At 70.2% G+C, this 22,204-nt stretch carries 21 protein-coding genes, 1 tRNA gene, 4 pseudogenes and 1 riboswitch; of the genes and pseudogenes, 15 read left to right on the forward strand and 11 right to left on the reverse strand.

Going from position 1 to position 22,204, the window contains the following annotated elements:
- Positions 1–64: 64 nt before the first annotated feature.
- Together B085_RS49050 and B085_RS0101720 are read left to right on the forward strand one after the other, a co-directional pair.
- Positions 65–2,047 carry a hypothetical protein gene (locus B085_RS49050; RefSeq protein WP_158689635.1) on the forward strand — a complete coding sequence of 661 codons (1,983 nt, stop codon included), beginning with the start codon at positions 65–67 and terminating at the stop codon, positions 2,045–2,047.
- A gap of 876 nt (positions 2,048–2,923) precedes the next feature.
- Entirely contained in the window at positions 2,924–3,868 is a 945-nt protein-coding gene (locus B085_RS0101720) for a hypothetical protein (RefSeq protein WP_158689636.1), read from the forward strand.
- A gap of 243 nt (positions 3,869–4,111) precedes the next feature.
- Here the strand turns inward: B085_RS0101720 and B085_RS0101725 are convergent, their stop codons facing one another.
- The 3 genes from B085_RS0101725 to B085_RS40900 form a co-directional block, all read right to left on the reverse strand.
- Positions 4,112–4,522 carry an NUDIX hydrolase gene (locus B085_RS0101725; protein WP_018556825.1) on the reverse strand — a complete coding sequence of 137 codons (411 nt, stop codon included), beginning with the start codon at positions 4,520–4,522 and terminating at the stop codon, positions 4,112–4,114.
- On the reverse strand, positions 4,519–5,190 hold the full coding sequence (locus tag B085_RS0101730) for an NUDIX hydrolase (protein ID WP_018556826.1): 672 nt from the start codon (positions 5,188–5,190) through the stop codon (positions 4,519–4,521). The genes B085_RS0101725 and B085_RS0101730 overlap by 4 nt, the downstream gene beginning before the upstream one ends.
- Before the next feature lie 253 nt (positions 5,191–5,443).
- Positions 5,444–5,806, reverse strand: a complete 363-nt coding sequence (locus B085_RS40900) for a GntR family transcriptional regulator (RefSeq protein ID WP_078619710.1) — start codon at positions 5,804–5,806, stop codon at positions 5,444–5,446.
- A gap of 187 nt (positions 5,807–5,993) precedes the next feature.
- Between B085_RS40900 and B085_RS0101740 the strand changes: the two genes are divergently transcribed.
- From B085_RS0101740 to B085_RS0101795, 11 genes are all read left to right on the forward strand, one after another.
- Complete coding sequence (locus tag B085_RS0101740) at positions 5,994–6,347, forward strand: hypothetical protein (protein WP_018556828.1); 354 nt, start codon at positions 5,994–5,996, stop codon at positions 6,345–6,347.
- 3 nt (positions 6,348–6,350) lie between these two features.
- A complete protein-coding gene (locus B085_RS0101745) occupies positions 6,351–7,703 on the forward strand; it encodes an FtsK/SpoIIIE domain-containing protein (RefSeq protein ID WP_037730914.1) in 1,353 nt (450 codons plus the stop codon).
- 330 nt (positions 7,704–8,033) lie between these two features.
- Positions 8,034–8,678: a DUF2637 domain-containing protein gene (locus B085_RS0101755; protein ID WP_018556831.1), complete on the forward strand. Its 645-nt coding sequence runs from the start codon at positions 8,034–8,036 to the stop codon at positions 8,676–8,678.
- Between the two features lie 13 nt (positions 8,679–8,691).
- Complete coding sequence (locus B085_RS0101760) at positions 8,692–8,883, forward strand: mobile element transfer protein (protein WP_018556832.1); 192 nt, start codon at positions 8,692–8,694, stop codon at positions 8,881–8,883.
- 15 nt (positions 8,884–8,898) lie between these two features.
- Positions 8,899–9,093: a hypothetical protein gene (locus B085_RS0101765; protein WP_018556833.1), complete on the forward strand. Its 195-nt coding sequence runs from the start codon at positions 8,899–8,901 to the stop codon at positions 9,091–9,093.
- A 19-nt stretch (positions 9,094–9,112) separates the two neighbouring features.
- On the forward strand, positions 9,113–9,415 hold the full coding sequence (locus B085_RS0101770; protein WP_018556834.1) for a hypothetical protein: 303 nt from the start codon (positions 9,113–9,115) through the stop codon (positions 9,413–9,415).
- Positions 9,416–9,509: 94 nt separating this feature from the next.
- Positions 9,510–9,707 (forward strand): hypothetical protein, encoded by a 198-nt coding sequence (locus B085_RS0101775; RefSeq protein WP_018556835.1) that lies wholly within the window; start codon positions 9,510–9,512, stop codon positions 9,705–9,707.
- Entirely contained in the window at positions 9,701–11,230 is a 1,530-nt protein-coding gene (locus B085_RS0101780) for a DNA cytosine methyltransferase (RefSeq protein ID WP_018556836.1), read from the forward strand. The genes B085_RS0101775 and B085_RS0101780 overlap by 7 nt, the downstream gene beginning before the upstream one ends.
- Positions 11,227–12,618, forward strand: coding sequence for a replication initiator protein RepSA (repSA, locus tag B085_RS0101785; protein ID WP_018556837.1), 1,392 nt, complete (start codon positions 11,227–11,229; stop codon positions 12,616–12,618). Before B085_RS0101780 ends, repSA begins: the two co-directional genes overlap by 4 nt.
- Positions 12,615–12,806, forward strand: coding sequence for a helix-turn-helix domain-containing protein (locus B085_RS0101790; RefSeq protein WP_018556838.1), 192 nt, complete (start codon positions 12,615–12,617; stop codon positions 12,804–12,806). Before repSA ends, B085_RS0101790 begins: the two co-directional genes overlap by 4 nt.
- Positions 12,806–13,960, forward strand: a complete 1,155-nt coding sequence (locus B085_RS0101795) for a tyrosine-type recombinase/integrase (protein ID WP_018556839.1) — start codon at positions 12,806–12,808, stop codon at positions 13,958–13,960. Before B085_RS0101790 ends, B085_RS0101795 begins: the two co-directional genes overlap by 1 nt.
- Positions 13,961–14,028: 68 nt before the next feature.
- On the opposite strand, the gene B085_RS0101800 is transcribed toward B085_RS0101795, so the two are convergent.
- Positions 14,029–14,103 (reverse strand) — tRNA-Val (locus tag B085_RS0101800).
- A 64-nt stretch (positions 14,104–14,167) separates the two neighbouring features.
- Positions 14,168–14,454, reverse strand: a pseudogene (locus B085_RS50355) (steroid C27-monooxygenase); the annotation flags it as partial.
- On the opposite strand from B085_RS50355, the pseudogene B085_RS40905 reads away from it, so the two are divergent.
- Positions 14,441–15,145 (forward strand): annotated as a pseudogene (locus tag B085_RS40905) (steroid 3-ketoacyl-CoA thiolase); the annotation flags it as partial. The pseudogenes B085_RS50355 and B085_RS40905 sit on opposite strands and share 14 nt — an antisense overlap.
- A gap of 57 nt (positions 15,146–15,202) precedes the next feature.
- Here B085_RS40905 and B085_RS0101815 read toward each other — a convergent pair.
- The 6 genes and pseudogenes from B085_RS0101815 to B085_RS0101840 all read right to left on the reverse strand — a co-directional run.
- Positions 15,203–16,114, reverse strand: a complete 912-nt coding sequence (locus tag B085_RS0101815) for an ECF transporter S component (RefSeq protein WP_106434819.1) — start codon at positions 16,112–16,114, stop codon at positions 15,203–15,205.
- Positions 16,066–17,679: an ABC transporter ATP-binding protein gene (locus B085_RS0101820; RefSeq protein ID WP_018556842.1), complete on the reverse strand. Its 1,614-nt coding sequence runs from the start codon at positions 17,677–17,679 to the stop codon at positions 16,066–16,068. The genes B085_RS0101815 and B085_RS0101820 overlap by 49 nt, the downstream gene beginning before the upstream one ends.
- On the reverse strand, positions 17,676–18,797 hold the full coding sequence (locus B085_RS40910; protein ID WP_051101934.1) for a CbiQ family ECF transporter T component: 1,122 nt from the start codon (positions 18,795–18,797) through the stop codon (positions 17,676–17,678). Before B085_RS40910 ends, B085_RS0101820 begins: the two co-directional genes overlap by 4 nt.
- Positions 18,798–19,372: 575 nt before the next feature.
- Positions 19,373–19,996, reverse strand: coding sequence for an SCO2322 family protein (locus B085_RS0101830; protein ID WP_018556844.1), 624 nt, complete (start codon positions 19,994–19,996; stop codon positions 19,373–19,375).
- Complete coding sequence (locus B085_RS0101835) at positions 19,993–21,129, reverse strand: prenyltransferase/squalene oxidase repeat-containing protein (RefSeq protein ID WP_018556845.1); 1,137 nt, start codon at positions 21,127–21,129, stop codon at positions 19,993–19,995. The genes B085_RS0101830 and B085_RS0101835 overlap by 4 nt, the downstream gene beginning before the upstream one ends.
- Positions 21,130–21,217: 88 nt before the next feature.
- Positions 21,218–21,344, reverse strand: a riboswitch (cobalamin riboswitch).
- Positions 21,345–21,416: 72 nt separating this feature from the next.
- Positions 21,417–21,713, reverse strand: a pseudogene (locus B085_RS0101840) (MBL fold metallo-hydrolase); the annotation flags it as partial.
- Between B085_RS0101840 and B085_RS0101845 the strand changes: the two are divergent.
- Positions 21,708–22,200: pseudogene (locus tag B085_RS0101845) on the forward strand (aldehyde dehydrogenase family protein); the annotation flags it as partial. The pseudogenes B085_RS0101840 and B085_RS0101845 overlap by 6 nt on opposite strands.
- Between the last annotated feature and the right edge of the window lie 4 nt (positions 22,201–22,204).

Raw genomic sequence — 22,204 nt, forward strand, 5'->3', positions numbered from 1 at the left:
TGCGGACGGCTCGTGTCGGCCCATCAGTATTATTGCGGGAGAGATTAGCACTGGGAAAACAACGGTGCTGGAATTTATCGAATACTGCCTTGGTGCGGGGAACTATCCACAGCATCCCGAGGTGATTGACGCAGTCAAGGCAGTCCAGCTCGCCGTCGAAGCTGAGGTCCCTGTTGAGCGGCTGACGGAGGCTGACCAGTCTACCGATAATTCCCCGGATGCTTCCCGACTTGGATATGCACATCAGCGTTTCGTTATCCAGCGGAGCGTGGAAGGTTCTACGCGTGATGTGCTTATCTTTTCAGGAAATCTTGACCAACTCGACTCGGTAGCACCGCGCGTGGTGTCGGCAGATTCTGCAGCAGAGGAAAGCCTTTCGAAGTTCTTGCTGCAGCTCTGCGGTCTCGACGGGATGCGTTTGCGAGTAGCGCCGACAAGGCATGACTCAGCCACGCATGCTCTTAGCATCAGAGACGTAGCACCCCTGTGGTATTTGAGTAATACGCGGCTCGACAATAAGAATCTCGCTCTCGAAAATACGCCACATAAAGCCATTAAGCTCCGCCAGGTAGTCGATCTAGTATTTGATGTTTTTGACGAGCATGGGGCGGCCCTATCAACCCAAATCTCTGAGCTACAAAAAGAGCTAGCCGGCGAGAGGCAAGGGCTAAATGCCGTCTGGCGGTTCATCCGCGACCAAGGCATCCCTGACAATCCAATCTCTCTCAATGCCGCAAAGGCTGAGGCGGATAGTCGTTATCGGCAGGCTCTCGCAGGCTTGGAGCGGGTCAATGTTGTTGCCCGAGAGAGAACGGCTTTCGCGGAAAACGTCCGCCGTGAATACCTGGACAAGCTACAGTCAGCCCGGGAAAGTGCCAGCCTGGTGCGTGAGCGTGAGACGCTTCTCAGGAGGCTTGGCCCGTTGCGTGCCCAGTATTCCGACGATCTCAAAAAATTGAGCATGCTGATGGAGGCCAGGAGGCTATTCGACCCGCTGGGTGTGGTCAAATGTCCAGCCTGTTCCTCGGACCTGTCCCATGTCGCAGTTGTGGACGGGCACTGCACTCTCTGTCGTTCAGAAGTTCCCCATCTCGTGCATTATGCGATTTCTTCGCCGTCTGAAGAGTCAGCGTCAAGTGGTGATGACGATTTGGACGTGGCCAAGGAACTTAACAGCATGAAAAGGAGATTGACCGAACTTAACGGATACGTTGAGTCTATTGAGCGTGAGGTAATCGCGGCACGCAAGGAGACTGAGAATCTCGATGCCGAGGCGGAACGGTTGCAGATGCGCTTTGATGAACTCACGCGTGAGGCCATCACGCCGCTGATTGCAGAGCGGGATGCGGCCACTGGAGCCGTGGGTGATGCTGATCGCGCCCGCGATCAAATCCGGCAACAGCAGCGCATGCTTGAATCCGTAGAAGAGAGAGATCGATCGGTCCAGGCATTGGCTGCTCGACTCTCTGAGGCCCGTCGGAGGATGGCAGCAGCAGAGTCGAGTCAGCGAGGGAAAGATGCTCTAATCGCCAATCTCACGCGACGGTTCTCTTCGATTTTGGGTAGCTTCGGTTACCCCAAACTGCACGATGCCGAGATTGACAGGAATTTGATCCCATGGGTGCGTGGTGTTCGCTACGACCGGGTCGGATCTGCCGGGGCCATGACGTTGATCGCTCTGGCTTGGGAGTTGACGATTTTTGAGCTCTCTTTCGAGGAAGGCGGACGCCATCCGGGGTTCTTGATGATTGACAGTCCTCAAAAAAATCTGGCACCAGATTCCGGCCCGGCGTCAACTGAACTGGCAGATGAAGAGGAGGGTAGCGACGCAAGCGATGCGGATACTCCGGTCGTTCTAGGAGAGGCGATTGTGCGTCGAGTCTATGCGCACATTCAAGGCTGGCTGGAATCATCAGGGCGTGGAGCTCAGATCATCTTGGTCGACAACGTTCCGCCATCCTCGGTGGAATCCGACGTAATTGCGCGATTCGGTGGGCCTCAAGGACAGCCCCCTCACGGGCTGATTGACGACGCGTCAGTTCAGTGAATTTTTCCCACCACGAGCGCTGTAGTTGGGCAATGAGGTCGGCGTAGCGGCTTTGGGCAGGAGCTGCCATGGGGCGAGAGATCGGGGCCCGTAAGCTGCTGGCGACTCGGGCAGTCTGTCGACCTGCCCGCAATAGCCCGATGTGGGCCCCGATCTTCGAGGCTCGCCCCATGGTGGCTGCGTAAAGCCGCGGAGCCGACCGCCTCAGCCACGGCGGGTTTCCCCTCAGCACCCCCTTCGCCGTCTGGCGGGCGGCCGGCGGCCGGGCCGGAGCGGGGCGAAGACAGGAGCGTCGGGCCGAGGCGCCGGGCCGCGCGCCGCCGCGCTCTGCGCGGCGGGAGCGCCTTGATGAAGTAGGGAAAGTTCCACCGCGTTTGGAACGGCTGATCATGCTCAAGTGTGGACCGGCCACTCTCGCTCCCGTGATCTTGGCTGTGCCGAGACTCCTGAGGGTTCATGAGTGATCTGTTGGTCAGTCGCGGAGTGATGGAGGCAAGATCGAGGGGACGTGAACTAGCCCAGCGGTGGGGGCGTCGCATCGTCGACCCGAGACTGACAGCCTCTCATTAACATTGCCGAGTCGAACTCTCCCCCTGCGAACACCCTTTCGGTGCCGCCTTCTAACGCGAACATGCCTGTAGCCGGTACCCCGGGCGGCAGGTCAACGCAAAAGTGCTCGCGCTGCTCGACGACCTGGAGGACGATCTACTGAAGCGCCGTCAGTGATTTGGCTCAGAGCGCTGGGTGGGGAGGTCGACGACTTACCCTCACGCTTACCCTCGTGCCGACCATCGTGACGACGCCGAACAGCCATCGACCTCGGAATCCCAGCCCTACGACGAGCGGACAACCATGAGCGGGCTAGACCAAGTCCAGATGAACCGCCTGACTCACACCAAGGCACTCTATGAACGCGCAGAGCGAATCTCGCATGAAGCCCACCCCTTCGACGCCGATTCTCTGCTTCTTTTCCATGACTCGGTGGAGAACCTCCTGCACCAAGCGACAGGGTTCCTGGGCGTCCAGCTGGAGAAGAGCTCAACATTCGAGAGTTACTGGACGGCGACCCAGAAGCAGAAGAACATTGTGCTCCCCAGCCGAGGGCCAATGAAGCGAATGAATGATGCGCGAGTCGCCTTTAAGCACCACGGACTCATCCCGTCGGTCTCGACGATCGAGCAGGTCCGTGCCGACGTGACGACCTTCTTTGCAGACACCGTGCCAATGGTATTCAACGTCGACTTTGATGAAATCAGCATGGATTTGCTGGTCGAGGACACCCGGGCTCGCCAACTCCTAGAAGAGGCCGACGAACTGGCGTCGATGGCGACCGTCAATGCGATTGCTATCGCGATGCTTTACCTCCATGACGCCTTCCAGATGCTCTTTGGGTCCTTCATCAAGCCCGAGTTGGTCAATGCTGACCGCCCGGCGCTGCGGCGTGCCAGTCGAGGCACCGACTGGGAGCCTCTCGTGAGCATCGTAGAGACTGACATATTTGTGCTGCGGCACTACTGGCCCGTTTTTCTCCTCGACCTTAACTACGCGGAATACAGTCGGTTCGTCAGCCTTGTTCCCCGGCATCACGGAGGCCCACGTTGGCCGGGAACCCGTACCGAGCCGGACACTGAACTCTGGTTCGAGCCGAAGTTTATGACTAGGGAGAACTATGAATTCAGCCGAGGATTCCTCGTCCGGGCCGCAATTCGCGTGAAGCAGCTCCATGCACCCCAACCTGCCGTCTACTCTGGGGAGACGGTTCACGCCACCCTGAAGGCGCTTCTCAGGGCTAAGAACCGCGGGGCTGGGTCGAATCCGTAGGCGCCCGATTCGCCCTGTCGGCAGACCTGGCTGCCGACACAGGCGACCCCCTCGGCTTGCAGCGTGGCAGCCTCATTTGCTTCAGCACGTGAAGTGGACGGAGGTCCCTCGCTCCTCGATGTGCGCGTGATCCGCAGAACACGTGAGGTATCGGGAGCTGAGCGGGGAGCTGAGCCACGGCGCAGATCGAAGCGGTCTACGCCGTGGCTCAGGGTCGTTAGAACTGGTTCTCGTAGTGATCGGCTACTTGATCAGCGCGCCGTCGAGGTAGTCCTGTACCGGCTCGAACAGCCCGTACGGGACGTACTCGGGGATCTCGGCGTGGGCCACCCATGCGAGCTCGGCGAGCTCTTCCTCGTCGGCTACGTGCGCGGTACCGGACACGACATCGCATGCGGTGTAGGACATCAGCCGCTTCGTCTTGGGGTGGACGCGCTCGCCCAGGAGCTTGGTGGCGCTCACGGTGAGCCCGGTCTCTTCGAGCGTCTCCCGGACGGCGGCTTCCTCGGGGCTCTCGCCGGCTTCGATGCCTCCGGCGGGGAACTGCCAGGACAGCTCGCCTTCGCGCATCCGCCGCCGGACCATCAGGACGCGCCCTTCCTGGACCACGATCGCGGCGGAGATGCCGGGCTGTTCGTCGGTCTGCTGCGTCATGTCTGCTCCTCCAGAGCGGCCAAGATCGGCGGAAAGAGTCTATCGGCGGGGATGAATCGCGTAACTGAGTTTCTAGGCGTCCACATGACGTCGACGTTCTCCAACACGTCGCTGTTGTGGGCCTCTCCGGCCAGGTACTCGCACAGGAAGTACTCGCACATGACACCGGTGATCGGGTGCAGGCGGCTGCCGAGGTGCTGCCGGACGGCGATGTGGACGCCGGTCTCCGCAAGGGTTTCGCGGATGGTCGCGACTTCGGGCTTTGTGCCCGGCTTCACGACTCCAGCGGGGAACTGCCAGGTGATCCCGGTGGCGTCGTCGGATCGGCGGCAGACCATCAGGACATCTTCGGCGCGGATCACGACAGCTATTGCGACTCGTAAGGCCTGTGCGGCAGGGGCGCCCACCGCGGCCGGCGTGGAGTCGTGGGCGGTGCTGCTGGCGGTGAGGAGATGGAACCGCTGCCGTACCGCTGCTGAGGCCTTCTCGTAGACGGAATCGAGTAGCTGTTGAATCTCAGCTCGGGGCACGATGGTTGGGTCGGCGTGCCAGGTGGCGACCGTGCGAATGCCGATGCCGAGGTGAGTCGCAAACGCCTCGTTGGTCATTCGCAGGGCGGCTTGCAAGGTGCAGGCGTACTGGCCGTTCCAGACCTCGATCACGTCCACTGATGGACCCCCGCCGTAAGCCGGTCGCTGATGTGCATGGCAAGTGCCTTACGAGCGCGCTGGTGCTGCACTGCTCGTTCATGGTGGTGCGCCCGCGTTGGCGGTTGACTCGAAGGCATGGAGAGCACACCCCCGACACCGGATGCCAGGGATCTCAGCCCGGAAGAGCTGCGGGACCTGGCGGTTCGGCTCGACCGCCTGGCCGGCGATGTCCGCGACCTGGGCGAGCGAATCGACGCCGTTCGCGCGCTCGCTACTTCCCGTCACGCCGAACTGTTCCCTCAAGGTCGGCCACCCGATCCGTGAGGAGACGGACGGCCTCGCTGACCTCGTCGAGCCGCTTCACGATCGCCTGATACTCGGACGATCCCTGAGGATCGTCGGTCGGTGACTGGACGAAGTACCCGCGGTTGGGCACCGACCGGATGACGCCTTCCTCGATCAGGATCTTCAGAGCGCTCGTCACGGTCTGAGAGGCGATGCCGAATCGCAGGGCAAGCGCCCGAACCGAGTCCAGCCGTTGACCCGGTGCGATCCCGCCCGAGGTGATCTCGTCCCGCAGAATCGCGGCTACTTGCACCTTGGGCGGTCTGGGGTCATCGGCACGGACGCTCATGTGTCGAGGCTACCGATTAGTGCGAGTCAGATCGAGGTGATACACCCAACCCTCTTGTGATCTAGAACGTATTGCATCACAGTGAGACGTGACGCTCGCTGCACGCTCACCCTCAACACAAGCCAGGGAGCGGCGCCCTACCGCCAAGCAGTCCGCCGCTCCTCGTCCCCTGAAAGGGAGTTCCATCATGCGTCAGATCCCCGTCGACACCTCCGCTGCGGCCGTGTTGGTGGCCCAGCCCCCGCAGATCAAGATGCGCGACAAGAAGAACGGCGTGATCGCCATGGACCCGGAGACCGGGCACACGCTGATGACCGTGGACGTCATGTACGCGGCCTACGGCTCCGCCGAGGTCATCACCGTGACCGTTGCCGAGCCCGACATCTCCGGCGAGCTGGTGATGGGCACCCCGGTCGCGCTGACAGGCCTGGTCGCCCGACCGTGGGAGAACGAGTTCAACGGCACCAAGCGGCATGGCATCAGCTTCCGCGCCGCCGCGGTGACCGCCCTCGTCCCGGCCGCCGCGAACGGACAGGGCTGAGTCATGTCGGGAACCTGGCTCACCGTCCTGGCCGGCTTAACCGGAGCCGGGGTGCTGGTCCTGCGCTGGCGCCGTCCGGCCTGGTACTGGCTCACCATCGGCGCCCTGATCGCCGTCGTACGCATCCGGTTCACCTACGCCTCGGTGATGGAGGCATGCGGGCTGACCGTCCCGCCATCCCGGACTCGACTGATGTGGGCCCGCGCCACCAACAGCGATGTCCCACCGGACCGGCCGGCGCGGCTCTCCCGGATCCGGGTCACCCGCACAGGACTGGTGCTGCGCCTTCGGCTCCGGCCCGGACAGGACGCCTTCGACGTGGCCGCCGCCACCGACCGTCTGCGGCACTCCTTCCGGATGCACGGGGTCACCTCCCGCGAGATCAAGGCCGGGGTAGTCGAGGTCGCCATGACCGGCTACGACGTCCTCAAGCGCGTCCAGATGCCCGTCCGGGCCGATCGCGGGGTCCTGCGGATCCCGGTCGCGCTCCGCGATGACGGCACGGTCCACTACCGCGACTACCGCGAGACACCGCACGCACTGAACCTCGGGGCCACCCAGTCCGGCAAGTCCGTCTATCAGCGCAACCTCGTGCGCGAGCTGGCCTCGCAGCGGGTCGCCCTGGTCGGGATTGACTGCAAGCAGGGCGTCGAACTCGCCCCGTTGGCACGTCGCTTCTCCGCCCTGGCGGACAACCCCGATGACGCCGCCGACCTGCTTGAAGCGCTCGTGGCCATGATGGCGGACACGTACCAGGTCATCCGCCGCGAGCAGCGGATCAGTGCCGACACCCCGGACGCGGAGATCACCTCCGACATCTGGGGCTTGCTGGAAGATGAGCGACCGACGCCGATCGTTGTCCTCATAGATGAGGTCGCCGAACTCGCCCTGTGGTCCACCACGGCGGAGAAGAAGCGCCGCGAGCGGATCGTCACCGCGCTGGTCCGCCTGGCCCAGCTCGGCCGCGCCGCCGGCATCTACCTGGAGATCTGCGGACAGCGCTTCGGCTCCGAACTCGGCGACGGAATCACCATGCTCCGAGCCCAGCTCACGGGCCGCGTCGCGCACCGCGTCAACGACGAAGCCTCCGCCAAGATGGCCTTCGGCGACATCAACCCCGACGCCGTGCTCGCCGTGCAGACCATCCCCACCAACCGCCCCGGCCTGGCGATCTGCGGCGACTCCTCCGGCGGATGGGTCCGCACCCGCACCCCCCACACCACGCTCCGCCAAGCCGTCACCGCCTGCAACGAGCACGCGCACCTCACTCCCGAGCCGGCCGCCCTCGCCGCCTTCCGCCCGCTGCGCGAAGTCGAGCCCACAGGCCTGGCCAAGCCGGTGCCCGTCACAGCCTGAACCACCCCCGAACCACGGTCGGCGCGACCACCCCGTGCCAAGCCCCTACCACCGCCATGCCTCAATCACCGGAAGAAACAGCCGCCACGGCCACCCGGAAGGAACCCGCTCCCGAACCGCCCGCCTGCCCGGTGTGCAAGGGCACAGGTGAGGTCGCCGTCCCGGTCCGCATTGGCCGCAAGCGCGCCGAGACCGATCACCGACAGGCCGGCATCTGCCTGACCTGCTTCGGCTCCGGAGAGGCCACCGAATCCGAATGACCTGGTGCCGGGCGACCGGCCACCATGCCCCGCCCGGCACCGACCCAACACCCTGGATGGAGGAACCGCCATGCGCTCAAAGCTCCGGCCGGATGCCGTGCTGGTACAGGCCGTGATCGCCGGTGCCCTGTCCTTCGCCCACCTCCACGACATCGCCGAAGCCGCTGGACAGCACGGCTGGAAAGCCTGGGCCTACCCGGTCTCCGTGGACCTGCTGCTGGTCGCCGCTTGGCGCCGCCTGCGCCTTCTCCGCGCCACCGACAGTCCGGTCCGTGCGGCCTGGTTCTGGTTCGCCGTCGCCCTCGCCGCATCCCTCGGGGCGAACATCGCCACCGCCGGGCTCCTCGACCTGGCAGACGTGCCCGCCTGGCTGCGCATCCTCGTCGCAGGCTGGCCCGCCCTGGCCTTCCTCGGCGGCACCCTCCTCGTGCACGCCCCGGCTCCCGCCGATGCGGCCGAACCCGTCGAGCCGGACCCGGAGCCCATCGCTGCGGTCGAGTCGCAACGGGAAGCCGTCGGTGGCTCCGAGCCTGCCCCGCCCGCCCTGCCGGCGCCGCCTGCACCACCAGTACCGGCCGCGCTGCTCGCGTACGCCCACAAGGTCGCCGACGCCCACCGTGCGGCATCCGGCACCGAGATCGACACCGACACCCTGCGCGCCCGGCTCGGCGTCCCCGCACCGCTCGCCGCCGCTATCGCTGCCCAACTCACCTGAGAGGAGATCCACCATGGCCCGCCGCGACCAGTTCCACTCGATCGCTCACGTCGGCCCCGTTCAGATCGGCGCCTTCCGTGACCCCTACGGCCGTAGTCGCCATGCCGCGGTGTGCACCGCCGAACGCTGCGGCTGGTCCTCGGACTACGCCACCCGCGCCGCCGCCACGCTCGCCGCCCGCACCCACCGCTGCCGCATCGGCTGAGAGGAGACCAACGCCATGACCGTCCACCTGCCGCTCATAGCCGTCCTGGCCGCCCTCGGCTACTTCGGCCTCAAGCTCACCCGTGTCCCGACCTGGCTCGTCCTGGTCCTGGTCCTCGGCGGCTTCTACCTCGCCGACACCTTCCTCGCCCCCGCCGTCGACTCCGGTACCCGTACCGGCGTCGAGATCGTCAACGGCACCACCAAGTAGGCCCGAGAGGAGAACAGCCATGCTCCGTCCCAAGATCCCGACCAACCCCACCGCGACCGGTGTCGTCATTCCGCCGACGTCCACCAGTGCCGTGGAGCTCCAGCACACCACTGCGGCGCCGGTCCCGGTCACCGCGTCCCGGCCGACGGTGCAGCTCACCCCCAGCGGCCTGATCACCGTCGTCGCCGGAGGAACTGCCGCCGTCCTGGTTGTTGGAACGGTCCTGGTCTCGCTGCTGCTCGCCGTCGCCATCACCGCTGTGTCTATCGCGGTATGCGCCGTCGTCCTGCGCTCCCTGCTCAACAGCCAGCACAAGCGCTGACGGGCCCCCGGGGCGGCACACGCCGCCAAGCATCGACCGCCCCGGGCGCCTTGCTCCCTTCCAGATCCAAAGGACCCGAAAGGACTTCATCATCATGCCCTCGAATCCTCGCCCTGGCGCCCGTGTCTGCGGCCACTGCGACGGCTTCCCCGTCGCCGCCATCACCACCGGCACCCGCCACCCGGACGGCTCCCGCGCCACGCTCCGCGTCACCTGCCCGGCCTGCTCCGGCTCCGGCACCTCCCGGCCGACCGCCGCTCCGGCTTCGGTGAGGGCGGGTGCCTCGTGCTGACCTACGTCGACTTCTTCTGCGGTGCGGGCGGCTCCTCCTCCGGTGCCGCCGCCGTCCCGGGTGTCCGTCCGGTGCTGGCCGCGAACCACTGGGACAAGGCCATCGCCTCGCACGCGAAGAACTTCCCTGGGGCGGATCACTTCCTGGGCGACCTGCACGACGCCGACGTCGCCCGCTTCCCGGCCGCTGACCTGTTCTGGGCCTCGCCGGAGTGTCCGCAGTGGTCCAACGCACGGGGCAAGCGGCGGGACTTCGACGCCCAGCCCGACTTGTTCGGCGACACCCTCCCCGACGCGGCGACCGACCGGTCTAGGGCCCTGATGTGGGACGTTCCCCGCTACCTCGAAGCCTGCGCCGCACGCGGAAAGCCCGTCCTCGCAGGGGTGGTGGAGAACGTCATCGACGTGCGCGCGTGGTACCGGTGGACCGAATGGGTCGCCGCAATCCGGGCCCTGGGCTACCGCACCCGGCTGATCGCGCTGAACTCCATGCACGCCCGGCCGGTCCGCTCGGCACCCGCGCCGCAGTCCCGCGACCGCCTCTACCTCGCCTACTGGCGGGCGGACCTGGGCCGCGACCCCGACTGGGGCCGCTGGCTCCGCCCCACCGCCTGGTGCCCGGTGTGCGAGCAGGCCGTGAGCGCGGTGCAGTCGTTCAAGAACCCCCGGCGGGACATGGGCCGCTACCGCCAGCAGTACGTGTACCGCTGCCCGCGTGCGGCTTGCCGGAACTCGGTTGTGGAGCCGGGCGTGCTGCCCGCCGCGGTGGCGATCGACTGGACCCGTCCCGGCACCCCGATCGCCGACCGGCCCAAGGGCCTGTCCCCGAAGACCCTCGCCCGCATCCGCGCTGGCCTCGACCGCTACGCCCTCCCCGTCACCGTTCCGGCCGGCGGCACCTGGCGCACGGACCCCGCCCCGGTAACCGAACCGATGCCGACCCGCACCACCCGCGAGAACGACGCCTTGGCAGTGCCGCCGCTGCTGGTGCCGGTCGAGGGCAGGGAAGGCAAGCAGGCTGCCCCGGCTAGGGACCCGCTGCGCACCCAGACCGCCCGCAACGAAACCGGCCTGGCCTGGCTGCCGTTCATCGCCGAACTCCGCGGCGGCTCCTCCGACGCCCGACCGGTCACTGATGCCCTGGCCACGGTCACAGCGTCCGGGAACCACCACGGCTTGGTCACCGCCCTCGAACCCGTCCACTGGGACACCCTCCTCGTTCCGTACTACGGCACCGGTACCGCCCGCACCGTGGCCGAACCGGTCGGCACACTGACCACGCGCGATCGCTACGCCCTGGTCAACTGTCCGGCCGTCGAACTGGACGCGGTGCTGTTCCGGATGCTCGAACCCGGCGAGATCGGCCGCGGTATGGCCTTCCCCGACACCTACGCCGTCCTGGGCAACAAGCGCGAGAAGGTCCGCCAGTACGGCAACGCCGTCACACCCCCCGTCGCCGAAGTCCTCGTCTCCGCCCTCGTCGAAGCCATCACCGGCACCACCCTCGACGGGGGCCGCGCATGACCGTCATGGCTCCGACCGGGCTGGACCCGACCATCCTGCGGGATCTCCTGCGAGTGGCCGGTGCCCCGGACTACCACCGCTGGGAAGACCAGATCCACCGCGCCGGAGGCTGCGCCAGCCCCGTCCACCTGCGCGGCTGGACTGCGGTCAAGGACAAGACCACCGGCGAGACCCTGCACGCCTACACCACTGCCGACGAACCCGGCGGTCGGTTACGGATCGCCTGCGGTAACCGACGGGCCTCCCGCTGCCAGCCCTGTGCCACCGTCTACGCAGGCGACACGTACCACCTCATCCGCGCCGGACTTGCCGGAGACGACGCCAAGGGCATCCCGGGCGCCGTCCGGGACCACCCCCGGGTCTTCGCTACCTTCACGGCGCCCTCCTTCGGCCCGGTTCACAACCAGCCCGACACCGGCCGCTGCCGCTGCGGCACCACCCATAGCGACAACGACCCCGCCCTCGGCACCCCACTGAACCCGGAGACCTACGACTACGCCTCCGCGGTGCTCTTCAACAATCACGCCGGAGAGCTGTACATACGGTTCACCAACCGTCTCCGCCGCGAGATCGCCGCTCGTGCCGGACTGTCCCAACGCGCCCTCGCCGACGTCGCCTGCCTCTCGTACGGAAAGGTCGCCGAGTTTCAGAAGCGCGGCGCCGTCCACTTCCACGCCGTTATCCGCATCGACGGTCCGGAAGGCCCCGACACCTCGCCGCCGGCCTGGGCCACCACGACCCTGCTGGACGACGCGATCCGTGCCGCCGCCACCCACGCCTACACCACCATCAACGTTCCGGCCGCAGACGGGCAGCCTGCCCGCGCGCTGCGCTGGGGAACGCAGCTCGACATCCGCCCCATCCGTGCCTTCGACGCCGGGACCGACATCACCGAGCAGGCCGTCGCAGCATACGTCGCCAAGTACGCCACCAAAGCAGCCGAGACCACTGGCACTCTGGACCGCCGCATCGGCGAACTCGCCGAACTCGACCGCCACGGCGTGCCCGACCACGCGCGCCGCCTCATCCAAGCCTGCTGGGACCTGGACGGTCTGTATCCCGACCGGCGGCTGTGGGCCTGGGCTCACATGCTCGGCTTCCGCGGCCACTTCTCCACCAAGTCGCGCCGCTACTCCACCACCCTTGGCACCCTCCGGCAGATCCGCGCCGACTACCGCGCTGCCCAGCAACGTGACGCCCTCGGTTTGCCTGACTACGACCAGGACCCCACCGTGCTCGTCCTGGCCGACTGGCAATACGCCGGCCACGGCCACACCCCCGGCGAATCGGTCCTCGCCGCATCCATCGCCCGGGACCTCCAGCTCAACCGCGACACCGCCCGCGAAGCCCTGCGCGACCAACTGGCCCTGGAAGGAGCCGCAGCATGACGACCACGACCGCGGAGCTGCTGACCGTGCCGGAAGTCATGGCGCGGCTCAAGCTCGGACGCTCCACCGTCTACGACCTGATCCGCTCGCGCCGCCTGGTCTCCATCACCATCGGCCGCGCCCGCCGCATCCCCGCCGACGCCCTACGGGACTTCATCGCCCATGAGACCGAGGAGGCCGCTGCCTGATGCCCGGACAACGCAAGCGCAACCCCAACGGCGCCGGCACCATCACCAAGCGCAAGGACGGCCGCTACCAAGCTGCCGTCTACGTCCTCCAGCCGGACGGCACCCGGGCCCGGAAGTTCGCCTACGGCAAGACCTGGGCCGAGTGCGACATCAAGCGCCGCGAGCTGCTCGACAAGGTCGAGTCCGGCATCCCCGTGCCCACGCGGTCGGCCCGGCTTGGCGAGTGGCTGCCGTACTGGCTGGAGAACGTCATCAAGCCCCGGCGGAAGCGCACGACCTTCGCCAAGTACGAAGTGCATGTCCGGCTGTACCTGGTGCCTCTACTCGGCTCTAAGAAGCTGGAGGCCCTGAGCGTCGCCGACGTCCGGCGGTTCCTCGCGCGCCTGGAGGAGCAGACCACCGCGGCCACCGCCAAGGAGTCGCACAAGGTGCTGCGCTCCGCGCTGTCGGCTGCCTGCCGTGAGGAGCTGATCGCGCGCAACGTGGTGTCGCTTGTCGAGCCGCCGCAGGTCGAGCAGCGAGATCTGTCGCCGTGGTCGCTGGACGAGACGCTGGACTTCCTCGCGGCGGCCCGGACCGATCCGCTGTACGCGGCCTTCGTCATCGCTATCGCGCTCGGCTTCCGGCGCGGCGAGATCATCGGTCTGCGCTGGCAGGACGTCGACCTGGAGCAGCGCGTGATCCGGGTCCGCAAGCAGCGTCAGCGCGTCCATGGAGAGGTGTACGACGATGACCCCAAGGGACGCCGCCGCAAGCAGTCGCTTCCCCTGCCGGCGATGTGCGTCGCTCCTCTGAGGTGGCAGCGGATGCGCCAGGCGGCCATGCGCGAGCGAGCGGGGGAGCAGTGGACGGAGACCGATTACGTCTTCACCACCCGCACGGGGCGGCCTGTCGAGCCGCGGAACCTGTACCGCTCATTCACGCGCGTGGCGGGAAGCGCCGGCCTTCGCGTGATCCGGCTGCACGATGCCCGGCACGGCTGCGCCACGCTGCTGACCGCGGCCGGCGTCGCGCCCCGCGTCGTGATGGAGATCCTGGGCCACTCCCAGATCGCCGTCACGATGAACGTCTACACGCACGTCGTGCAGGACACCCAGCGTGAGGCCGTGAGCCACATGGACCGGCTGCTTCGGAGGCGTCCCGGTCGCGAGTGAGCGTGGCCGTTGATGTCGGATCTGGATGTCAAAGACCCCCAGCCATGACCGGCTGGGGGTCTTCTCACTGGTGGGCGTGGACGGTTTCGAACCGCCGACATCTGCCTTGTAAGGGCAGCGCTCTACCGCTGAGCTACACGCCCGCTGGACACGCGAAAGCACACCCTACCCTGCCATACCCGGTGACCGGTAAACGCACGCGCGGCGTCAGGTGTAGGTCACACGGAGTTCCTTCACGCCGTTGAGCCAGGGGGAGCGGAGGCGGCGGGGCTCGGCCGCGAGGCGGATGGCGGGGAGGGTGCCGGCGATGGCGTTGAAGATGAGGTCGATCTCCAGTCGGGCGAGGCTGGCGCCGAGGCAGAAGTGGGGGCCGCCACCACCGAAACCCAGGTGGGGGTGGGGTCGCGGGTGATGTCGAAAGTGTCGGAGGACGTGAGGACCTCGGGGTCGTGGTTGGCGGAGGCGTAGAAGATGCCGACGCGCATCGCCCGGCGCCGCGGGCTGACCCGGGAGCACATGGACCGGCTCGGGCTGCTGTCGCAGGAGCGGGCGGGGCGGGCCTGGGCCGAGGAGTGCTTCAAGCGGGAGACCTTCGCCGTGCAAGTGCCCACGACGGGGGACGAGCAGCTCGCCGGCCAGGGCATGTGGCGGCTGGTCGACCGTGACGAGGGCCTGGGCGACACCAGCAGGGAGGCGCTGGGCGGGCTGAAGGCGATGATGCCGACGGCCGTGCACACCGCGGGGAACTTCTCGCAGATCTCGGACGGCGCGGCGGCCGTGATGTGGGCGTCCAAGCGGACGGCGCGGGCGCTGAGACTGCGGCCGCGGGCCCGGATCGTGGCGCAGGCGCTGGTCGGCGCGGACATGCGCTACCACCTGGACGGACCGATCGGCGCGACGCGCACGGTGCTCGGCAAGGCCGGCATGACGCTGAACGACATCGACCTCGTCGGTCAACGGGGCCTTCGCCTCGGTGGTGCTGTCCTGGGCGCAGGTCTTCGACCAGGACCTGCAGAAGGTCAACGTCAACGGGGGATCGCCCTGGGCCACCCCGTGGGCGCCACCGGGGCCCGGCTGATCACCACGGCGCTGCACGAACTGGAGCGCGCCGACAAGGAGTTCGCGTTGATCGTGATGTGCGCGGACGGGGCGCTCGCCACGGGCACGATCATCCAGCGGATCTGACCCGGCGGGGTTCGCCCGCCCTCCGGCGAGGGCCTGCCCGCTCGCGGCCTCGTACGGTCAGCGCGACGGAGGCGGCACGCCGGGCGCACCGGGCGCACCGGGCGCGTCCCCCTCGCCGAACGCCACCGGCGCGCCGAACGCGGCGCGCCGGGTGGCCCGGCGCAGGGCGCGCAGCACGAACGGGCCCAGGGTGAGGACGAGGACCGCCGTGAGCACGGCACGCGGGACGTCCCAGCCCAGCGAGGTGGCCAGGCAGTACGCGACGAAGCGGGCGAGGTTGTCCGGGAGCGGGCCGCCCGGCACGAAGGAGACCCCGGAGGACGCGCCGCCGAGATACGGCCAGCCCTGCAGGTTCATGATCGTGCCGTACGCGATCGAGGACACCGCCCCGTACCCGGCGAGGAGGACGAGTTCGCCCCTGCCGCGCAGCCGGGCGGCGCCGGGGAGCAGGCCCGCGCCGAGGGCCACCCAGCCCATCGAGAGCATCTGGAACGGCATCCACGGCCCGACCCCGCCCGTGAGCAGGGCCGAGGCGAACATCGTCAGCGCCCCCAGGGAGAAGCCGAAGCCGGGGCCGAGCACCCGGCCGGACAGCACGACGAGGAAGAACATCGGCTCGATGCCCGCCGTGCCGCCGCCGAGCGGGCGCAGGGCCGCGCCCGCGGCGGCCAGCACGCCCAGCATGGCGACGGACTTGGCGCTCAGGCCGTCCTCGTCGTCGGCGATCGTCGCCATGACGACGGCGAGCAGCAGCGGCAGCAGCAGGGCGAACAGCCAGGGCGCGTCCTCGCTGTGGGCGAGCCCGGAGCCAGGGTCGGCGAGCAGCGGCCAGCCGAACGCGGCGACGCCGATCGCGGAGACCAGCGTCAGCGCGGCGACGGCCCGCCCGCCCAGCCGGACGGCGCGCGGCGGACGCGCGGTCACGCCGTTCCCGCCAGGGCCGCCCCGACCTGGCCGACCGTCAGCCAGGGCAGCGGGCCGAGCACCTTGGCCACCTGCGGGGCGAAGGCGGGGGAGGAGACGACGACCTCGGCGGTGGGACCGTCCGCGACGAGGTCGCCGTCGGCGAGGACGACGACGCGGTGGGCGAGTTCGGCGGCGAGTTCGACGTCGTGGGTGGCCAGGACGACGGCGTGGCCGTCCGCCGCGAGCGTGCGCAGGTGCGCGGCGAGCCGGGCCTTGGCGGCGTAGTCCAGGCCGCGGGTCGGCTCGTCGAGCAGGATCAGCGGGGGCCGGGCGGTCAGCACGACGGCGAGGGCGAGCGCCAGGCGCTGCCCCTCGGACAGGTCGCGCGGGTGGGTGCCGTCGGCCACCCCGGGCAGCAGCTCGCCGACCAGGGCGCGGCAGGTGCCGGGGGTGGCGCGGGCGTCGGCGTCGGCGGTGGCGCACTCGGCGGCGACGGTGTCGGCGTACAGCAGGTCCCGGGGGTCCTGCGGGACGAGGCCCACGCGGCGGATCAGCTCCGCGGGCCGGGCGCGGGACGGCTCCAGGCCGCCGACGTCCACGCTGCCCGAGGTGGGCGCCCGCATCCCCGCAAGGGTGGACAGCAGGGTCGACTTGCCCGCGCCGTTGCGGCCCATGAGGGCCACGGTCTCGCCGGGACGTACGGTCAGGTCCACCCCGCGCAGCGCCTCGACGCGGCCGCGGCGGACGGTGAGCCGGGAGACGGCGGCGACGGGCTCGCCGGTGGCGGGCCCGGGCGGCGCGGGCGGGGTGCGGCCGGCGAGGCGCTCCCGCAGCGGGGCGGCGGCGCGGCGGGCGTCGCGCACCGACAGCGGCAGCGGGGACCAGCCCGCGAGGCGGCCGAGGGCGACGACCGGCGGACGCACCGGCGAGAGCGCCATGACCTCGGCCGGCGGACCGGAGACCGGGGCGGCGCCCGCGCCGGGGAGGAGGACGACCTGGTCGGCGTACTGCACGACCCGCTCCAGGCGGTGCTCGGCCATCAGCACGGTCGTCCCCAGGTCGTGGACGAGCCGCTGCAGGACGGCGAGCACCTCCTCGGCCGCGGCGGGGTCGAGCGCGGACGTCGGCTCGTCCAGCACCAGCACCCGCGGATGGACGGTGAGGACCGAGCCGATGGCGACGCGCTGCTGCTGCCCGCCGGAGAGGGTGCCGATCGGGCGGTCGCGCAGGTCGGCGAGGCCGAGCAGATCGAGGGTCTCCTCGACGCGGCGGCGCATCACGTCGGGGGCGAGGCCGATCGACTCCATGCCGTAGGCGAGTTCGTCCTCGACGGTGTCGGTGACGAAGTGCGCGAGCGGGTCCTGGCCCACGGTGCCGACGACATGGGCGAGTTCGCGCGGCCGGTGGGTGCGGGTGTCGTGCCCGGCGACGGTGACCCGGCCGGTGAGGACGCCTCCGGTGAAGTGCGGCACGAGGCCGGAGACGGCGCCCAGCAGCGTGGACTTGCCCGTGCCGGAGGGCCCGACGACCAGGCAGAGTTCGCCCTCGGGGACGGTCAGGTCGACACCGGCGACGGCGGGTCCGGCGGCGCCGTCGTACGTGACGGAGACCTGCTCGAAGCGGATCACGGGCGGGCTCCCTTCAGGTGTGCGGGCAGCAGTCCGAGCAGGACGGCGGCCGCGGGCCACAGCGGCAGCGAGGGCGCGGTCAGCGGTACCACGGGCGGGTCCAGGCCGGCGGGGGAGGCGGCGGCGGCCCAGATCGTCAGCGCGGCGACGGCCACCCCCGAGGCGGTGATCAGCCATGCCGTCGCGTCCCAGCGGTCGGGGCGGTAACGGGTACGGACGGAGCGGCGCCCGCCGAGCCGCAGCCCGGCGACGGCGGCGGCCAGTCCGGCCAGCAGCAGCGGCAGGCCGTACGCGGCTCCCGTGGCGGCCAGCAGCGCGTACGTGCCCGCGCACAGTCCGAGCAGGCCGCCGAGGGTGAGCGCGGCGGTCGCCCGGCGCACGGCAGGCGGCACCGCGGCGGTGCGTCCGTAACCGCGGGCGTCCATGGCGGCGGCGAGGGCGACGGAACGCTCCAGGGCGCCCTCGAGCACGGGCAGGCCGACCTCGAGCAGCGCCCGTACGCCCTTCTCCGTGCGGCCCCGCAGTCTGCGGGCCGTCCGCAGCCGCCGCACGTCGGCGACCAGATGGGGCGCGAACGTCATCGCGACGACCACGGCGACGCCCGCCTCGTACAGGACGCCGGGCAGCGACTTCAGCAGCCTGGCCGGGTTGGCCAGGGCGTTCGCGGCACCGAGGCACGCCAGGAGGGTGGCCAGCCGCATGCCCTCGCGAAAGGCGAACCACAGCCCCTCGGCGGTCACCCGCCCGCCGAGACGGACGCCCTGCGCCCAGTCGGGGAGCGGCACTTCGGGGAGGGTCAGCAGGGTGTGCGTGCCGGGGATCGGCGAGCCCAGGACGACGGCGAAGGCGAGCCGGATGACGACGACCACCAGGCCCAGGCGCAGGAACGCGGCGTACGACCGCGACCAGGGCGTGTCCGGCACCCGGCACACGGCCACGACGTAACCGGCGACGGCGGCGAGCAGCGCGAGAAGCGCCGGATTCGTCGTCCGCGACGCGGCGGTGGAGAGGCCCAGCGCCCACAGCCACCACGCCCCGGCGTGCGGCCCGCGCGCCCGGCCCGCAGGCCGCGGGCCCGCGGCGCCGGCCTGCCCGGTGCGTTCCGGCCGCCGTCGCAGCGCCCGCAAGCGGCCGGAGCCGCCGCCGTTTCGGGGGCCTCGGCGAAGGGGGTGCTCGTCGCTGCCCGCGGGCACGATCGCCCGCCGGGGCCGGACCGCCGCGCCGGAACGGTGGGTGACCGGGGCGGGCGAGGCGGGGGTTGCCGATGCCCGGGCCTCGGCGGCGGCCGGGCCGGCCGTGCGTGGTGTCCCGCCGGAGCCGGGGGTGATGGCCGGCTCGATCGACACCGGTGTGCCGGGGCGGGGTTGCCGACGGGCAGCGGGGGTCGCCGAGCGGGCGTCCGGGGTGGGCGAGGCGTCGCGGGTGGGCGAGGCGTCGCGGCTGCGCGGGCGCGGCCGGGGAAGCAGCGCGAGGGCTCGCGATGCCCTGGACAGCCCGTCGGTCGCGTTCGCCGTGCGTGGTGCGCCGGGGGTGTCACCGGACGGCACGACTGATCGCTGTCGCGGCCGGGGCGGAGCAGCGTCGGCGGAACGGCGGGTGTCCGGGGTGGGCGAGCCGTCGCGGCGGTCACGGGGGCGCAGCCGAACCGGCAGCGTGAGTGCCCTCGGCGGTCGGGGCAGGGGTGTGCCGGCGGTCACGGGCGGTCGCTCCGGCGGCGGCGGACCTGCCAGGCGGCGGCCGCGACGACGAGGAGGACGACTCCTGCGGCGCCGTACGTGCCGAGCGCGGGGCCCGGGGAAGAGGTGGGGGCGGGGGGTGCGGCGGCGTCGGCGACCTGCTCGCCGCAGCCCTTGGCGGGGTAGCCGGCGATGGCGCAGACCAGGCCCGCGGAGTTGTAGCGGAGCGGGGGCGCGACGGCGGCCAGGGCGTCGGCGGAGGTGGCGTCGGCGGGGACGCGGGCGCAGGCGGTGCGGATGGCCGGGGCGTCGGCGGCGGTGCCGAAGTCGAGCAGCAGGGCGACCCGCTTGGTGCCCGGGCGGGCCGGGGTGCCCTCGCAGACGGCGGCGAACCGGGCCGTGCCGCGGGGGCGGGCGGCCGAGTCGGCGTCGGGGCTGACGCCGAAGCGCCAGCCCTCCACGGCACCGTCGCCGGGGCGGCTGAGGGCCGGCCCGGTCGTCGCGTACGTCCAGGCGCCGGTGGCGGCGTCACGCTGCCAGAAGGACCAGTACCGGTAGGCGGCCGCGTGCGCGGGCGTCGAGACGAGGGCGGCCACCAGGGCCAGGAGGAGTGCCGCCGCCGTGAGGGGCGGCCGCCTCACAGCCGGTGCTTCCGGCCGGCGAGCAGCACCCCGATGCCGATGCCGGCGACCAGGCAGGCGCCCACGATCCACCACACCGAACTGCCGTCCGAGGACTCGGGCTTCTGCTGGGCGACCGGGCCGAGGGCGCTGAGCCGCGTGACGTGGTCCCGCATCGGGTTGCCGGTGGCGTACGCGGCGAGGGCGAGCTGTGCGAGGGCGGTGGGGTTGTCCTTCGCCCAGGCGCCGGAGTTGGCGGCGAGCCAGTTGTAGGCGCCCTTGGCGGCGTCGAGATGGCCGCCGGCGACGAGGGCGATGACGGCGTCGGCGGTGGTGCCGAAGTCGGGGGTCTTCTGGTCGGAGCCCGGGGTGACGGCGTCGAAGTGGCCGCCGCCGGCGGTGAGCCGGGCCGCGAGCCAGGCGGCGCCCGCGTCGGAGGCGCTGCCGCCGCACCCGTCGCGCACGGGGACGTCGCGGCCGGGGGCCTCGACGACGAGGCCCGCGCCCTCGGCGCCGCGCACGGCGTCGGCGGTGGCCTTGGCGTTGGCCGCGAGGTCACCCGACTTGGGGTCGGGCTGGTAGGCGAACGCGCCGCCGTCCTTCTTGCCGCAGGCCAACTGGAGGGAGCGCAGCGCGTCGTAGGGCGACAGGCCGTCGGTGGTCACGGACTTGACGTCGGTGCCGGCGGCCTTGAGGCCGCCGATGACGACGCCCGTGGAGTCGGCGTCGGAGGCTCCGCCGGGGTTGTACGACCAACCGCCGTCGCGGTTCTGCACCTTGGCGAGCCACTCGGCGGCGCGCTTGACGGCGAAGTCCTGCCCGTGGACGGCGAGCGCCTGGACGGCTATGGCGGTGGCGTTGGTGTCCTCGGTCCCCGGGTCGCAGGGCGCCGTCGGGTCGGGACGGTACGAGGCGAATCCGCCGTCCGCGCACTGCTGCCCGGCGAGCCACTTCACCGCGTCACCGGCCGGTTCCATGTCGGCCGCGTGCAGCGCCAGCAGCGCGTACGACTGGCGCCACACGCCGTCGTACGTCGGGTCGGCGTCCCCGTACAGCGCGGCGGGGGCCGCTGCCGGCGAGGGTGACGGCGACGCGGCTATGAGGAGCGTGCTGAAGGCGGCCAGGGCGGCCGCGGCGGTGCGGCGCAGATGCATCGGGTGGTGCCTTTCGGGTGAGCGGTCGCGCAGACGGATGCGGGCGCGCGGTCACGGCACCGGGCTCCGGCTCCGTGTACCTCGACGGAAGAGCCGCTCCCGTCCGCGCGGGTGCTCCGGCTGGGCCCTCCCCGGCCGGGGACGGCTCACGGTTGCGGGTCAGCGCCGGATTCGCACCGGCTTCCCCCGCTCGGACGTGATTGGACTTGGTTGTGTCGAGCACACCTTAGCCGGGACCGCGTGCCGCGCCGTGCCCGGCCTGGTGCGGTCTGCCTCACACCGGCCGCTCACACCGCGGTGTACGCGACCGGGTCGGAACCGGGCACCGGTTCGGCGTGCCCGAGCTTGACCAGGCGGCGCAGGTGGGCCTCGGCCTCGGCGACGGCGATGTTCCGGGAGGGGAAGGGGATCTGCTCCCAGAGGCGGTTCCACCGCATGGCCGCGGCGAGCTCCCACGGGGTGCGGGGGGCCTCGGCGATCAGGGCGCGGAGCGAGACGAGGCGGGCGGTGTGGTGGTCCGGCAGTTCGCGTACCCGGGCGCCGGCGCCGGTGGAGGCGTGCTCGTGGGCGGGCAGCACCTCGGCGTCGGCGACCCCCTTGACCCCGCCACCCAGGTCGGGCCGCTGGTCGCCCGCCGCCGGCAGCAGCGCTCCCTGGACTACGTCGCCTTCAGGCAGCAGGAGGGCGCCAAGGTCCTCACCGGCGGCGGCCGCCCGCAGGCGCAGCCCACCGGCTGGTACGTCGAGCCCACCCTCTTCGGCGACGTGTCCAACTCCATGCGGATCGCCCGCGAGGAGATCTTCGGCCCGGTCATCTGCCTGCTGCCGTACGAGGACGAGGCGGAGGCCGTCCGCATCGCCGACGACTCCGACCACGGCCTTCCGGCAGGGTCTGTACCGGCGATCCGCCGGCGCACCGGCACGTTCGACGTCAACACCTTCAGCCGCGACATGCTCGGCCCCTTCGGCGGCTACAGGAACTCCGGGCTCGGGCGCGAGTTTCGGGCCGGAGGAGCTGGGCGAGTACCTGGAGCACAAGATGGTCCACCTGCCCGCCGGCTGGGAGGGCTGACCCC

Source organism: Streptomyces sp. BoleA5 (assembly GCF_000373665.1).
Lineage (GTDB): Bacteria > Actinomycetota > Actinomycetes > Streptomycetales > Streptomycetaceae > Actinacidiphila.

Excerpts from the sequence above, each read along its gene's own strand:
- B085_RS0101720 (WP_158689636.1), top strand. The coding sequence starts at position 2,924 with ATGAACCGCCTGACTCACACCAAGGCACTCTATGAACGCGCAGAGCGA.
- B085_RS0101725 (WP_018556825.1), bottom strand. The coding sequence starts at position 4,522 with ATGACGCAGCAGACCGACGAACAGCCCGGCATCTCCGCCGCGATCGTG.
- B085_RS40900 (WP_078619710.1), bottom strand. The coding sequence starts at position 5,806 with ATGAGCGTCCGTGCCGATGACCCCAGACCGCCCAAGGTGCAAGTAGCC.
- B085_RS0101740 (WP_018556828.1), top strand. The coding sequence starts at position 5,994 with ATGCGTCAGATCCCCGTCGACACCTCCGCTGCGGCCGTGTTGGTGGCC.
- B085_RS0101745 (WP_037730914.1), top strand. The coding sequence starts at position 6,351 with ATGTCGGGAACCTGGCTCACCGTCCTGGCCGGCTTAACCGGAGCCGGG.
- B085_RS0101755 (WP_018556831.1), top strand. The coding sequence starts at position 8,034 with ATGCGCTCAAAGCTCCGGCCGGATGCCGTGCTGGTACAGGCCGTGATC.
- B085_RS0101760 (WP_018556832.1), top strand. The coding sequence starts at position 8,692 with ATGGCCCGCCGCGACCAGTTCCACTCGATCGCTCACGTCGGCCCCGTT.
- B085_RS0101765 (WP_018556833.1), top strand. The coding sequence starts at position 8,899 with ATGACCGTCCACCTGCCGCTCATAGCCGTCCTGGCCGCCCTCGGCTAC.
- B085_RS0101770 (WP_018556834.1), top strand. The coding sequence starts at position 9,113 with ATGCTCCGTCCCAAGATCCCGACCAACCCCACCGCGACCGGTGTCGTC.
- B085_RS0101775 (WP_018556835.1), top strand. The coding sequence starts at position 9,510 with ATGCCCTCGAATCCTCGCCCTGGCGCCCGTGTCTGCGGCCACTGCGAC.
- repSA (WP_018556837.1), top strand. The coding sequence starts at position 11,227 with ATGACCGTCATGGCTCCGACCGGGCTGGACCCGACCATCCTGCGGGAT.
- B085_RS0101790 (WP_018556838.1), top strand. The coding sequence starts at position 12,615 with ATGACGACCACGACCGCGGAGCTGCTGACCGTGCCGGAAGTCATGGCG.
- B085_RS0101795 (WP_018556839.1), top strand. The coding sequence starts at position 12,806 with ATGCCCGGACAACGCAAGCGCAACCCCAACGGCGCCGGCACCATCACC.
- B085_RS0101835 (WP_018556845.1), bottom strand. The coding sequence starts at position 21,129 with ATGCATCTGCGCCGCACCGCCGCGGCCGCCCTGGCCGCCTTCAGCACG.